This window comes from Sphingobacterium wenxiniae, assembly GCF_900116225.1.
GTDB classification, from domain to species: Bacteria; Bacteroidota; Bacteroidia; order Sphingobacteriales; family Sphingobacteriaceae; genus Sphingobacterium; species Sphingobacterium wenxiniae.
The window spans coordinates 98,506-114,781 of record NZ_FOZZ01000005.1; the positions used below are offsets into that span (position 1 = coordinate 98,506).

At 45.8% G+C, this 16,276-nt stretch carries 5 protein-coding genes; 3 read left to right on the forward strand and 2 right to left on the reverse strand.

The annotated features are described in order from the left end of the window. Positions 1-75 precede the first annotated feature (75 nt). Positions 76-9,714 carry a DUF7507 domain-containing protein gene (locus BM375_RS08350; protein WP_170852624.1) on the reverse strand — a complete coding sequence of 3,213 codons (9,639 nt, stop codon included), beginning with the start codon at positions 9,712-9,714 and terminating at the stop codon, positions 76-78. Between the two features lie 874 nt (positions 9,715-10,588). Here BM375_RS08350 and BM375_RS08355 point away from each other — a divergent pair. After that, a complete protein-coding gene (locus BM375_RS08355) occupies positions 10,589-11,263 on the forward strand; it encodes a response regulator transcription factor (RefSeq protein WP_093365179.1) in 675 nt (224 codons plus the stop codon). Further along, the gene (locus tag BM375_RS08360) at positions 11,250-13,241 is read left to right on the forward strand and encodes a sensor histidine kinase (RefSeq protein WP_093365181.1); all 1,992 of its coding nucleotides are present in this window, start codon (positions 11,250-11,252) and stop codon (positions 13,239-13,241) included. The genes BM375_RS08355 and BM375_RS08360 overlap by 14 nt, the downstream gene beginning before the upstream one ends. A 367-nt stretch (positions 13,242-13,608) precedes the next feature. Here BM375_RS08360 and BM375_RS08365 read toward each other — a convergent pair whose 3' ends face one another. Continuing rightward, complete coding sequence (locus BM375_RS08365) at positions 13,609-13,809, reverse strand: hypothetical protein (protein WP_093365182.1); 201 nt, start codon at positions 13,807-13,809, stop codon at positions 13,609-13,611. 756 nt (positions 13,810-14,565) lie between these two features. Here BM375_RS08365 and BM375_RS08370 point away from each other — a divergent pair. After that, complete coding sequence (locus BM375_RS08370) at positions 14,566-16,224, forward strand: M1 family metallopeptidase (protein ID WP_093365184.1); 1,659 nt, start codon at positions 14,566-14,568, stop codon at positions 16,222-16,224. Positions 16,225-16,276 lie beyond the last annotated feature (52 nt).

The following is a 16,276-nucleotide window of genomic DNA, read 5'->3' on the forward strand; positions in this document are numbered from 1 at the left end:
ATTTGATAGCAAAGTAACCGATTAACCATTTAATCAATTAACCTGTCAATTAAACAGTTAACCGGTTAAGCTCCTTTATCGCTTCTTGATCAATACCCATCCTTTAAGGGTCTCTGAATTTCCTCCTTTATGTGCCGTAATAATGTAATAGTATGTACCTTCATTTAAAGTACCGCCATTCCATGTATTATCGTAGTTTTCACTACGGTACACCTCATTGCCCCAGCGGTTGATGATGACAACCCCGACTTTATCGTATCCTTCTATACCCACAATCTCAAAGGTATCGTTCGTGCCGTCCCCGTTCGGTGTGAACACATTCGGAATGAACAATCCCTCGGCCTCAATAACAATCACAGCGATGGCCGAAGAACAGTTGGTAGGGTTCAGTACTTCACAGATGGTGTACGGATACTCATACCTACCCGGTCTGGTCGATGGTGCAATGGTAATCGTACCATCAGGATTCATCCGTAGTCCCGGATCACTTGGTGTGCCCGGAGTCAAGACAACATCAGCAGGATTTAACGCTTTTCCATCCAACCGGTCATTATCCAGCACACTTGGCGTGGTAACGGACCCTCTACTCCAAGGCATCGTGAAGCTGTCATCAATAGCTTCAATTGGTGCTACCTCAACCACCACCGTCACTGTTGCCTCGTCACAATTAAATGGATTGCGTACCTCACAGATTCTATAGCGAATGGTATGCGTAACTCTTGGCGTCCCGGATTCGACAGTTATGGTTCCATCAGGATTCAAGGTAAAGCCTTCCGGAGCATCGTCCAACCATGTGAGAATGACCTCATTCGGGTTAACCTTGATATTATTCAACAAATCATTATCAAATACCGGTGGAGTACTACCTCCTGTAGAACCATTAATCGCAAATTCACCATCATTAATCGCTTCAATAGGTTTGGCAGGAAGTGGCGTGATTGTACAATCGTCACAGGCTGGATCAAATGGATCTCCCGGTTCCGGCGTATTACCACTTTCTGATTCATCTTCTACCTCATTGCCTTTAGGGTCTTTACCTATTGCGTTAGCGATATTGGAAACATATCCTCTATCCATATCGGCTTGTGTAATCGTATGGTAAGCAGTTAACACTTCACTTGCTCCTACCCTAAGCTCTGCAATCGTACCCACTTCTGGTGTATCCGCATTATCATCGCTTACCAGAATATTGCTTACAGTTACATTTCCTATATTACGAACCTCAATTTGGTATTCAATACGTTCACCTACATAGCGATAGCGTTCATCCATCACAGCAGTCTTAACAACTTGAATAGCGGCGGACTGAATTAATTCCGTAACTGTAGGATCGTTGCCCGGATCACCATCGTCATCACTGTCTTCGGTACCCGGTGTAGTAATTGTACTGCCATCAGGATTAGTACCTGCATCAGAGTCGTCTGATACTGGTATTCCGTGAATTGTCTCACCTTTGGCAAGGGCTTGGTTGATAATTTCCCCCACATCCAAATCTTCCTGTGTCAATCGGTACACGGCTGTATAAGTCGTTGTTCCTCCCGGCACTAATGAAGTTTGCGGTAAGTCTACTTCATTCAATCCCAGTTTTGCATCAGTTAATGTGAGTTCATTCACCGTCACATTACCTGTGTTGGTCAACACAAAAGTATAGGTGATCTCATCACCGACACTATGGCGATTGTCATTATTTCTATCGACAACAGTACTTGCTGATTTTATCAATGTAAGCTCAGGATATTGAGGAACAGTTATAACTGTTTCATCGTCCGGTGCTGGCGTATCCGGATCGTCCGATGGCGTGTCAGGAATATCAGGTGTACCAGGTGGCGTTTCAACGCTTACCAAAGCATGGTTGACAATACGGCCGTTGTTCACGTCTGCCAAGGTAACCGTATAGGTAGCCGTAGCCGTAACGCTCTGCGAAGGCAGAAGCACGCCTGCATTGCTCGCATCAGGCCATGTATACGCGATCGCACCAAGGTTAGGCAAAGGATCGCTGATAGCGACATTGCTCAGGGTAACATTGCCCGTGTTCGTCACTACGAACGTGTACGTCAGCTCGTCGCCCTCGCTCACTTCATTGTTGTTGTCCGCATCGTTTGTCAAGGCATCCGACTTCGTGAACGTCAACGATGGACGCTGCGGAATCACCACAACAGTTTCATCGTCCGGAGTTGGCGTATCCGGATCGTCCGATGGCGTGTCCGGAATATCAGGTGCAGTCGGTGGCGTATCGACGCTTACCAAAGCGTGGTTGACAATACGGCCGTTGTTTACATCAGCCAAAGTAACCGTATAGGTAGCCGTAGCTGTAACGCTTTGCGAAGGCAGAAGCACACCTGCATTGCTCCCATCAGGCCATGTATACACGATCGTACCAAGGTTAGGCAGAGGATCGCTGATAGCGACATTGCTCAGGGTAACGTTACCCGTGTTCGTCACTACGAACGTGTAGGTCAGCTCGTCGCCCTCGCTTACTTCATTGTTGTTGTCCGCATCGTTTGTCAAGGCATCCGACTTCGTGAACGTCAGCGATGGATGCTGCGGAATCACCACAACAGTTTCATCGTCCGGAGTTGGTGTGTCCGGATCGTCCGATGGCGTGTCAGGAATATCAGGTGCGCCAGGTGGCGTTTCAACGCTTACCAAAGCATGGTTGACAATACGGCCGTTGTTCACGTCTGCCAAAGTAACCGTATAGGTAGCCGTAGCCGTTACGCTCTGCGATGGTAACAGCACACCTGCATTGTTCGCATCAGGCCATGTATACACGATCGTACCAAGGTTAGGCAGAGGATCGCTGATAGCGACATTGCTCAGGGTAACGTTACCCGTGTTCGTAACCACGAACGTGTACGTCAGCTCGTCGTCCTCGCTTACTTCATTGTTGTTGTCCGCATCGTTTGTCAGAGCATCCGATTTAGTGAAAGTCAATGACGGTGATTGTATCAGCTCGCGTACCGTCGGATCGTTACCCGGATCGCCGTCTCCGTCGCTGTCTGTGCTGCCCGGATTGGTAACCGTACTGCCGTCAGGGGTAGTGCCCGTATCCGAGTCGTCCGTAACAGGGTTGCTGTTCGGATCTTCACCCGATACCGTAGCACGGTTCTCCACTTCACCGGCATCCATATCTGTTTGCGTCAAAGTATAGATAGCGCTGTACTGCACCGACTCGCCCGGGTTCAAGGCACCGGCATATGTACCCGTACCGCTGTAGCTACCAGCAACAACACCTATCGTTACCGGTTCATTCGGTGCTTCAAACAATGGGTCTGTGAGTACAATACCGTCAACCGTCACGTTGCCCGTGTTGGTCACCGTAAACGTATAGGTAATCTCATCGCCAGCACTGTGGCGGCCGTCAGTATCGGTGTCGACAATATCTCCGGCAGATTTCACCAATGTCAACGATGGACGCTGCGGAATGTCAACAACCGTTTCACCGTTCGGCGTAGGCGTATCCGGATCGTTCGATGGCGTGTCCGGAATATCAGGTGAAGACGGTGGTGTAACAACGCTTACCAACGCCTGATTGGCGATACGGCCATTGTTTACGTCTGCCAAGGTAACTGTGTATTTAGCAGTCGCGGTAACATGTTGCCCGGGCTGTAAAGTACCGTTCGCAGCTGGTATAGGCCAGGTATACGTCAACTGTCCTAAGCCCGGTAAATCCGTATCGGTAATAACGACATTCGTTAAGGTCACATTACCCGTGTTGGTTACCACGAACGTGTAGGTTAGCTCGTCGCCCTCACTTACTTCATTGTTGTTGTCCGCATCGTTTGTCAAAGCGTCCGACTTAGTGAAGGTCAGGGAGGATACCTGTGGCAATGGCACAGAGGTAGGATCATCCGGAATAGCAGGAGTCGCGGGATTATCGGAGACCTTAGTTACAAGATAACCATTTGGCGCCACTGTACTCACTTCCGCCTGATTGTCTACTTTTCCCGTATTTATATCGGCCTGTGTAATCGCGTACGTTGCCGTATAGGTAAGCGTACCATTCGGTAATAACGCCGCAGCTGTACTTCCTTCACTTGGTGTTGGAGCAGAGAAGGTAGGTCTTGTCCCTGTTCCACTAAATGTAAGTTCACGAATATTTGCATTCCGCAGGGTAACATTTCCTGTATTTCTTACAACAAATGTGTAAGTAATAATATCATTGGTTCTGGCTATTCCATCCACCGGGGTATAGGCAGCTGCTTTCGTCAACGTGAGACTTGGGTTTTGCACCAAGTCCAATATAGTCGGGTCATCGTTATTCGTCCCTAAACCATCGCTATTAACCGCACCGGGATTGCTAATTGTACTGCCATCTCTTTCCGTACCTGTATCGGAAATAACAGTAAACGTCTGTCCATTCTGCACATTTGCCGGCAGTCCGGTCACGCTTCCTTGATTCCGTATATACCCCAAATCCAGGTCTGCCTGTGTTAAGGAATAAGCCGGGGCAGTATATGTAGCCGTCTCACCCGGAGGCAAACTGGCTGGGCTTAAGGCTATATTATTAACTCCTACTTTCGTATCGGTTATGCGCAGATTATTCATGGTAACTGTACCGGTATTCGTTACTCGAAAGCGGTACGTGAGCTGCTGTCCAACGGCATTCCGACCGCCAATATTGGTAATATCCTTAATAACCGATAAGCCCGGAACAGGTGTTAACGGTCTGGAAGCCGTAGCTGTTCTTTGCGTAACAGCTCCATTATTCAAATCTCTACCGTTCACACGGGCGGTATTATTCACTATAGCCGCATCCATATTCGCTTGGGTAATGGTATAGGTAGCGGTATACTGAACAGACTCGTTCGGCAAAAGCCTGTTGGCATATGTACCTGAACCCGTATAAGAATTCGGAACAACTGTTAGCGGAACAATAGGATTCGGAGCCTGGAATAGCGTATCAGCAAGCACGATATTGGTTACTTCTGAACCACCGTTATTTCGTATAGTAAATGTATAGGTAATTTGGTCTCCGGTATTATGGCGACCATCATTGTTCGTATCCACTACTTCTCCTGCAGATTTCGTCAGCGCTAAGCTCGCTGTATTCGAACGGATGGTAATATCTTCATAGAACGTACCACATTGATTTGTTACATTCCATCTTACAACAACTTCGGAATTATTGGGGATAGTAACACTCGTTACGTTACTATTAGATGTTGTGAAAGTTACGTCGGCATTCTCGTATCCGGGCAATTGTACGACCGAAATCACCTCCCATTGGCCTGTTGTCCGTCCTGCAACAAGCAGTGTACCGGTCAAATCGAAGTTTCTATTGTTATATTTCTGTGTCTGATTGCCGGCTGCTGAAATTGTAATATCCAAATCTCCATCCAGATAAACCCTTACCGCCAAAGCATCACTCCAACAGTCCAATCCATCAATCAGTCGCTTGCGGGCATAGTAGGTAACCCCATCAACCAAAGGCGTAGCAGGATCTAAAGGTGTGATACTTGTAGAGCTGTCAAACCATTCCAAGCGGTTCTGATCCTCGTTATTAATCACAATATCCGCTAAGGTAGGATCACCGTTTTCACAGAAAATTTGTGTTGCATCGCCGCGTGGCGTCGACGGTTTGCGCAAACGGAAATCTGTCGTATGCTCTACCAGCACCAGTTTCTGCAATCCACAAATTGCCGGATCGCTACATCTCGATTGAGGTTCATACTCGGCAAAAAGCCTCTGACTAACATCGCCAAATGATTGCTCACAATCTGTTGATAATGTGCCTTCATACCTTATCCGAACATTACTCAGATTAATACGCCCGCCCACAGGGACATCCGACGCTACTTTAAATACATAACGGCCATTGGCTTCATCGGAGTTAGTCGGATCATAGACCATAACACCAACCGGAACAATATCCTGAATAGTAGTATAGTCCAAGAACCAATCGGCAGGCAATTGCAATTCATACGAATATTCTTCGCTGATATTATCGTCCGTCGTGTTACCAAACTGGTCAACTCCCACATTATTGATGACGGTGCTAAAGCGTCCGCGTAAAATGTTATCTGTTAATGACTGTTCCCTATCTACACTGACATCTGACGTCATTTCCACAATAGGCAAATCAGCAGGCGACCCGGCAATAATAATACGATCTGTGCCTATAATCACAAGCCGCTCACCAGCTATATTTTGGCCACAGATGCTTCTTCCTGCCGGTGTTACGGAAATACTCTGCCCGCTCGGGAAGTTACATCCATCTAGTTTGACGGTAAAGGACAGGTGGAATTTCTGTGCGTTTTCCAATGTAGAAATATGGGTCGAAGGTATGGTAATCACAGCTGAAGTCCCTGAAGAAACATCGATATTAGCCGGATCTATCGCCGTAAAGGCAGGTACCGTATTTCCGGTAAAAGCAGGGGTAACTTGTGTTTGCCCAACGACAAACTCCATTCCTTCTTTTACCTGTATAGTGACGGTTAAGGCACTTGCCTGTCCACCGGCATTGTTGATTTCGACGACATAAGTAAGCTCTTCACATAGTTCCCATGTATCATCCGTTCGGCTTGGTGTTGGATAGGTCACAACACTGGTCTGCAATAACGGCATAACAGGCTCATAGCTCACACTTAATGGTGTACTTTGTCTACAGGTCGTTGTGGCAGGATCTGCGGGGTATCCGTCACATTGATTTCCGGTTATGATCTGAATATCACCGCGGCCGCAGTCATTGCCGGTAAAGTTTCCTTTAATCTTGTAATAAGCGACTTGGTTAGGCGTTACATTTCCTAATTCGAAAATGCCATTGGCGTTTGGCGTGATTGTAGTACCGGTTGGTTGTCCTGCTTGATTGACGACTTCTATCGCTGTAATATTTACATTCGCGGGTGCATTATAGGCCAACCAGACATTATTAAAGGTACGGAATCCAGAGGAGTTATATACTTCCACTGTCCATTCGATATTTCTTGCTGTTGTCTGGTAATTATTCAGCACCGGCTGAATGAGCAATTTGTCATTATCCGTATGGTAAGTCAATGTACGCTCTGCTGTAGAAACATTGCCCGGGACATAATTCACCGTATTATAATGGAATATCCCGTTGACAGACATCGCTATTTTCACCGTTTCATCCGCTCCGGCATCGCAGTCGATCGATACTTTAGGATAAACACGTACCGTAAAACCTTCATCCAGTGTCGCTGTTCCCAAAAGCGCAGCAATTTCATTGGCCAGGTTAAGGTTACCTGTGCTTCCGCCCGATATCGGCGCAATAGCCACATCACGTCGGGCAGATACACCTTGACCAAGTATTTCTAATTCATACCCCGTCATGGTCAATCCGGCCGACACGTCAAAGCTTACATTCTGCGGAGCAGCTATTTCACGAGTCTCATTTGGGAATAAAGCGTTTCGATAATTTTTGCCGGCAACACCAAAGCGCACCTCGTATGCAACAGGGCTTACACCCTCCGCACAATTGGCCAGATTCGTAGAAGCCTCATCGCCCACGGTTACAATCGTGCTGCCATAATACCCTGTCGCACGGTAGGAAAACCCGCAAGAATGCAAATCGCTGATACCTATATCCGCGTCATCATCGTGCAGGCCGTATACAGTCGGAAATTCCTTAAGTCCAGTAGACGCGTTTGGCGTCATGCTTTTTATCACAAGCGAAGCGACGACTTCGTCACCATCCTGAAATCCGGCAAACCCTCCTGTCGCGGCAGGCAGATTGATAAATAAATGTCCACCTTGATCAAGCACTTCAAGATTGTCAAAGGTTATCGGTAACGGATCGTTAGGATTTACAATTACCTTTCCCGAATTGGCGACTGCTTCTAAAGAAAGTGAAGACAGCCCGGAGATATCTACCCCGAAAACACCGCCCCAAGTCCAGGTCGTTGCCGTTGTGCCGCTCCTTACTGTACCACGTTGCGAAATCTCCAGTTCATCACCCGCGATAAAAGCGCGGGTATCTACATCATCCATATTCGTATATGTACCCAGCGTCAAACGTTTTAACGTTGCACGACCGCGCCCCATACCTCCTTCGGGACAGTCTGTCCCGCAGTGTCCATATAAATTGACGGTCTCCGCACAGAAATTTATACTTTCCGGACAATTCGGGTCTCGCGCCAACGAAGCAGATACCGTGTACCAAGGATCTCCATTCGTCAAAGGGCAAGACAACCCGAGCGGAAATTGCAGGCTAATATTTCCGGAAGAAAAATCCACATCAGCAGGGTTCACACGGAAAGTATAAACGTTTCCGTTCTGCGTGACAGTACCATTCACGGGAGTTCCTCCGTTCATTAGTTGAAGCGCAGAAGGATCTAAGTCTAATCCATCCGAAAGCTCAACTGTAAATTCGACATAAGCATCGGGATCTAATCCCTCTTCCGGGATAGACCAGTCACTCATAAGGAAAGAAGCCTGGTAGTCCTGTCCTTCAATAATATCTACCTCGCCCACATTTTCGCCGGATATGGCGAAGCGCAAAGCAGGCTTGGTCTCAGTATTCCCGATGGTATAGGCTGGAGTTCCCCCTCCCACAGCACAGCTTTCTGCATGAGCATAAGATAGCTCATAACTTGTGTTTCCGATGACATGTGCACCATTAATACAGCCTTGGGAAGGCAACGGGTAAAATTGCTCAAAAGAGATGGTCTCTTCTGCACCGGGTTCCAAGGTACTTATGGTATATTGATTAGCTCCAGGTCCGGCAGTAACTGTACCACTGGTCATTGCGACAGCAGAAATCGTACTTCCACTGCCCCCATTGATGGTAAGGACTATACTCGAGGCTCTACCATTTCCTTCATTCTTAATTGTCCATTCATGTCTATAGGATTGACCTAAACAACCGATTACAGGTGTTGTTTTCGGCGTGATAACCATGTTTGGACGGATAGTCCTGTCAATCTCTATACTTGCTTCCGCCTCGTTCTGGTCGCCGGGTTCACAGTCATTATGCTGTCCATAAAAAGCTTCGAAGGTCGTGTTTAAGTTGCCACAACCATTAATCCTTACCGTCTCATTGAATGACACCGCGGCATTAGGCGCTAAGCTGCCCGCATAGGTATAGACATTGTCATTATAGGACCATGGAGCAGCAACGTTTGAAGACTCCCGCACCAATCCGGCTCCATAATCCGCGTTTAGTACAAACCCGGGAACAGACGCGTTTCCGACATTGCGGACAGTGATGGTTCTGCTGCGCTGATCACCAATAAGACCTGCCGTAGAAGCCGGACTTACAGTTACCTGCAGGACTGCAAAACGTATATTGACCGTGTTACTGGTCTTGGTTTCCGTGCCTGATATTCCACATCCTGTCAATGCATAAGTGAGGTTATTTCCTCCATCAAGGCCTACACCACAAAGCGTTTCTACCCCAAAAGCAAGCTCACCATAGGAGGAGGTTGCTCCGGCTTCAATGTTGATAGGAACCGTAACTACATTGTCCGTTACCGTCACTGCGCCACGTGCTGTAATCCCCTCAGCATAGACCATAGAATTAGGTGCATAACGAAAACCTGCCGGGAGGGTAATCTGCAATACACCATCGCTACATGCGTGTACAGCCTTTGCTATACGCAACCGAAACGTCCCGGGACCGTTCTCCACTTCCAAAGTAGGCACAGGTAAATCCGCATTCAATCGATTTGATTGGGCATGTACAGCCACACTGATAAACATTGCCATTAGCCATAACATGGCTTGCCGTAAATAATTAACGTAGTTACATCTCATAATAGATAGCATTATATTAGATAATCCAATTACTCCTTTCGTTCCAACTTCAAAAGCACAACCCGAACCTCCGAGATAATCTTATATCCGCATACATTTTATTTAAATTCCAAGGAACCTTCGCAGCTCACGGCCCGACAGTTCCTATCCTTTTATTCTTCGAAATCAATCCGGCAGCTTATGCACACAGGCATTGGCTAAACCTTATAGATATAGAATCACACACACACAGGCACACAAAATTAATCAACAACCATTAACCCTGCACTTCATATAACGAATTATAATATTTTTTGTAGTAAATAAGCTACAAATAGCGGTTACACCTTACAAGTTTGCATCTATACCCCCCTTTTAAGACCATTATTTAAACCTTGAGTTAACACCCTACCGAATATTACATTTACTTTTAAGGAAATGCTATAATTTCAAACATGCCGATCGCCACACACATGCACACAAACGTATAACATGTTTGTTAAAAAACGTTAAGAAATGGCTTAATATAACAAGAATTAGCTATTTTAATTTAAATTATACCTAAATATTGGTACATTAATTTTACTTCTATCTTCTAAGGGAAACATCACATTTCGTTTTACGATAAAGAAACGTACAGTTATAAACAGGAATAGGTTAGAAAACATCGGCAACCTATAGATTGCCCCACTGGACTAAGAGCCTGTTTAAATTTCTAAATTTTATTTTACAGGTATAAATATTGTCATGTTGAGGCTTGCCGAACCGACCGCAGGGAGCTCCTACGAAGATAAACATCTGTAAATTATACGAACAGATACTTCACCAAGGTTCAGTATGACAGTAAGAAACGCTAAATAGTATTTTTAAACAGGCTCTAAGATCATTATTAAATTTGTCATTCTATGATGCAGCACGTATCTTAGTATCCAAGAATACAAAAGTCATGAAAGGTCCCTTTGCTATCATATTAGATGATCACCAACTATTTGCAGACTCATTTTCCCTGATGCTGGAACAGTACAATCTGTTCGAACAAGTACATACCTTGTATGCCACGGCAGATTTCCCGAATCTTTTAATCTCCCTGGGCAGAAAAGATGTGTATATCTTTTTGGATTATTATCTGGGGGATAAAAACGGGCTTTCGGTCCTCGCCGAGATCAAACGGCTACATAAAAATGTCCGTGTTATATTTATAACAGCAGCCACTTCGCCCACTGTAATCCAAAACATAATGCTTTCCAAACCGCATGGGCTAATCAGCAAGCATAGTGATCTCCCTACTCTAATCGAATGCATCGAGCACAAAAGCACAAAAAGTGTTTTTACGGACAGTTATACCCGGAGCCTGCTGAAAGACCAGCAGCCTCTCAAATCTACCTTTACCGTCCGCGAGCTGGAGCTTCTACAGCATTTTGCAAATGGGCTGAGCATTGCGGATACTGCAAAAAAAATTTCGCTCAGCATACACACGATCGTAGCCCACCGCCGAAAGATGATGGCAAAAGCAAATTGCAACTCTATAGGCCAATTGATAAAATACGCGCAAGACTATGAATTCATTTAAGTCCTCCCCTGCCCTTTTCGGCAACGGCACACCTTGTACAGCACCAATCACAAAGATGATGGGCATCCCGCTGCTCATCGCTTGCTGCTTCCTGTTGTTGCCTACGGCTTATGGCCAGTCTGACGGAGCTGCTATCCTGCAAGACCTTTATTCCCAATATCAGAACAAGCAAACCACGGCCAAGGATTTTCTGAACCATACGAGTCGCGCCATCGATGAGCAGTTTGCAGCAGGGCATCTCTTCGAAAGGGAAGAATTGATACGTATGCTGGAACCTTACAGGGAAATAGCCTGGAGCGCCGATTCGCTGAGCCCATTCCGGATCAACTACTATATTTGCCTCAGCAACAATGCCAACTATGCTAACCGAGAAGGCGAAAGTGTCTATTACTTGGAAAAAGCGGAGAAAGAAATTGAAGCACATTACGGACAACCGAGCCTCATGGTTGCCGGCCGAAAATGTAATACCTACCTCGACAAGAACAATTACAAAAAAGTAATCGATACGTATCAGGAAGTTGCCGACTATATCGGGAAGTTCCCCACATTAATCCGGGAAAAAGCCGTTAACCTCAATATCGGGCTGAGCTATATCAATGTCATCAACCCCGTTGTGGAAGCGTATGCGCAGCTTCGGGACACCGCGCAGTTATCGGCCACGCTCAAGCTCGCGGAAGCCATCCACGAGGAGCTTGCCAAGCGGGTCGAACCGCAGAACCAAAACATGATGACGGTGAACTTTTACCAGCACTACCTGTATTTCCATCAATACTTCACCTTGTTGGGCAAGCGTAAAGAAAGTGAGCAGGCTTTGGAGAAAATGACCGAAGTCATGCAGGGTCCTGAGCGCGCGGCTGACGCCATCACCGGCCATTTGCTTCCGACCTTGTACACGGCAAAAGCGGATTTTTTTCTCCATTACGGGCTGAACGATAGCGCCGCGCACTATATCGACAAGCTGAAAGCCGATCCTGTCCACTTCGGCAACCACTACTACAACATGCATCGCATGGAGGCCAATCTCCTGGCAAACAAAGGGCGATATCAGCAGGCCTATGAATCGGCTATGCTGTCGGCACAGCATATCGACTCCATACAGGGCGTATTGGTCAATGACATTGACGAAATGCTATATGCCCATACGGCCGCTGAAGAGAACAAGGCGCTATTGGTCATCGCCGAGAGAAAAGAACACGTACGCAATTGGTGGATCGCGGCGATTGTCGTGCTGTCTGTTTCGGGCTTTCTCGGCTTCTACCTCTACAATCGACGCAAACATATCAAGACACAGCAACAGCTCACCCTCCTGAATGAGGAAGCCAATCTTCAGGTTGCTGTACTACAGGAAGTAAAAGCCACCATCCGGACGGAAGAGCAACAAAAACTTGCACAAGACCTGCACGACAACTTAGCGGCAACATTGGCAGCCACCGTACACCATCTTGCCTATATAGATGAACAGCCTTTGCTTCCCCCGCACCGGGAAAGCCTGCAGCTTACCCGCACGCTCCTGGACAAAGCTTATCAGCAAACTCGCGGCAAAAGCCACCTTCTCTACGAAGAAGGTGTCAGCCAACAGGAAGATCGCTATATCGAACATCTTTATAAGCTGATAAATACGGCTCTGCCATCCAGCAGGTATACGTCACAAATCGCCATCGACAAGGGTACGCTCGTCGGGACTTCCATAGACCTGCGGATAAACATTTTGCGCATGACCCAGGAGATATTGACGAATATTATCAAACACGCCCAAGCGCAAAAAGTCAATGTAACGATATATAAAGAAAGTAATTCCCTATATATACATACTGAAAATGATGGAAAAGTCTTTAGTCTGGACAAAGCCGCGAACAGCAAAACACTTGGACTGAACTCGTTACAAAACCGCCTGAAAGGTCTAAACGGTTCCATAAGCATTCAACCCGGAGGAATTGGCACGGAAACCATCATTTATATTCCTGTATCGGGCGCATAGTAAAATAGTAGGCGGTGTCTAAAAAGCCCAACATCACCGTCATTGCGAGGCACGAAGCAATCTAGTGATGTCAAAAACGTCCCGATACTCGGGACTTCGTCATACTTCCTCGCAATGAAGCGTTTTTTTACTGTTCGGCGACCTTTTTGGACACCCTCTAAAAACATGAAGGTGTCTAAGAAGTCACTGAAAGTTGTTTTTTTGTCATCCCGACTTTGGCGGGGTCTTTAAACAACACAGATAATCAATCGTTTAGATTCAATGTTGCATCAGCCTCGCAAGTCCCGCACCCGACCTTGATGCCTGCTTCGCAGTCACTGCGTTCAGGATGACAATTAAGGCACATTTTTTCATAATGCACCACGGGTTAGTAACGTATAGTATCCGATGCTAAAGCCGGTAAAGTATAATTTCCCGTATCAATTTTTAAATTTCCTGCCTTTGCACTTTCGGACGAAAGTTGCTGAACATGGCTCTGGAAAACATAAACGCTTGGTAAGGAAGGTATCCCAGATAAAGCTTGCACACCTTTATCGGAAACCTTCGTACCCACTATATTTAGGTACATTAATCCTATGAAGTATATTGGAACAGCCCGGAGGGATATACTGTCGTCTGCGAAGCATACCCTTCAAATGTTGAAGCATATGTTCTATACTACGAAGCATATACTTTAAACCACGAAGTATCTCCTTACAACCATCAAGTTTATTCGGTATACTGCGAAGTATATACTTCAGCCCACCAAGTGTCTGTTTATACAGCTGAAGGATATACTTCCCGATTGGAAGTCATCTATACGGTTTCAAAAGGCTTTAGGGACGTCTTTAATCGGTTTACTTTCCGCAACCAAATATCCACTTCGTGTCTTAAAGTTTCCACTTTATCTTCCGAAGTATATCCTTGTCGTCCTCACGTATATACTTCAAAGGTTAAAGTATATACGCGAACAGTTGAAGTATCTCCTTTAACTTTTTAAGTGTACGCTTCATCCGCTGAAGCATATACTTGACAGCACGAAGTATCTCTTTGACATCACGAAGTGTATTTTTTCAATTAGGAAAGAAATCGTTTCCTAAAAAACGGGGTTTAGCGCATTTACAAAGGGTATACTTTATTTAAAAAAGCAACGTAGCCAAAAAATGAAGTATATGCTTTAAACACATATTTTGCACAATTGCATACTTCACATTTTGCACCGATAAAGACAAATCCTGCACATAAAGACTGATAAGAAATAGTGAAAAAACCGGGTATTAAAAAGGTACTGCCACCGGAGAATTTGTATCTTTACCCTTCATAACGCAAAGACACCTTTTTTAACATGAAGAACTTCTTTTCATTATTTGCATTGATCGCCGGCCTGATTTCATGGCAACAAAGCCATGCCCAATTGCTAAAAGCCAAAGAATTATTTACCAAAGCGGATTCCCTGCGCGGTACACTTACGCCTTTGCGTACCTGTTATGATATACAATATTACCACTTGGATGTCAAAGTCGACATCGACAGAAAGTTCCTATCAGGAAGCAATCTTTTTAAATTCAAAGCTGTTGAAAATTTTGACCGTCTACAATTTGATCTCTTTGATAATCTATCCGTAGACAAAGTCGAATATCACGGTCAAACCCTATCTTTCTCACGTGAACACAACGCCGTTTTTGTCGATTTTCCGATAGCTATAGAAAAAAGCAAAATCGATTCTTTCACCGTATATTATTCCGGCACGCCCATTGCAGCTACCCGCGCCCCTTGGGATGGCGGTTTCGACTGGAAGAAAGACAGCAACGGAAAGCCTTGGGTAGCTACAGCCTGTCAAGGTCTAGGTGCTAGTGTATGGTGGCCTAATAAGGACCATCAATCTGACGAAGTGGACAGCATGCTGATCTCCGTTGCCGTTCCCAATGGCGTGATGAATGTGTCCAATGGTCGCCTGGTTAAAACCGAAAAACTAAAAGACAATTACACGAAATACCACTGGAAGGTAGTCAACCCCATCAATAATTACAATGTAGCTATCAATATCGGTGATTATGCGCATATACAAGAGACATACGCCGGGGAAAAGGGTCCATTATCCATTGACTATTATGTACTAAAGGAGAACAAGGACAAGATTGCCCATCTCCAAAAGAATGCACAAGAGACGCTGCAAGCCTTTGAGCACTGGTTTGGTCCCTATCCTTTCTACGAAGATGGCTATAAACTGGTGGAAACCGCGCATCTGGGCATGGAGCATCAGAGTGCTGTGGCGTATGGCAACAAATACCAGAATGGTTATTTGGGTAGAGATGGCTCTGGCTCTGGTTGGGGTATGAAGTGGGATTTTATTGTTGTACACGAATCAGGGCATGAATGGTTTGGCAACAGTATCACGGCAAAAGATATAGCCGACATGTGGATACACGAAAGTTTCACGAACTACTCGGAAGCACTTTTCATCGACTATTACTATGGAAAAGAAGCCAGTCAAGCCTATGTACACGGCAACCGCAACGGCATCCTAAACGACAGACCTTTGCAAGGGCCTTATGGCGTAAACCGGGAAGGATCGGGCGACATGTACCTGAAAGGTGGCGTATTGCACAACATGATCCGCACCATGATTGCCGATGACGCGAAATGGCGTGATATATTGCGAAAAATGAACCAGCATTTCTATCACCAGACCGTAAATTACGAAGACATCGTCAATTTTGTCAACCAAGAAAGCGGCCTCGATTTAAGCAAGGTTTTCGAACAATATGTAAAATATCGCAGTATCCCAACCTTAGAAATTAAAAAGCTTGATGATGGACAGGTGGCCTGTCGCTGGATAGCCGAAGCCCCACAGTTTCACATGCCAATACACCTAGCTATTGGCGATGGAGAATGGATACGTTTTGAAATCAGCAACCGCTTTCAAACTATCCCGCTAAAGGTGGAGCGATTGGAAGATCTTAAGGTCGATACGTATAATTATTATATTGGGGTATTGAAGTAGTGAAATAGTCCTCACCCTTAATCTCCCGTCAAAGCCGGGACAGGCTCTCTCC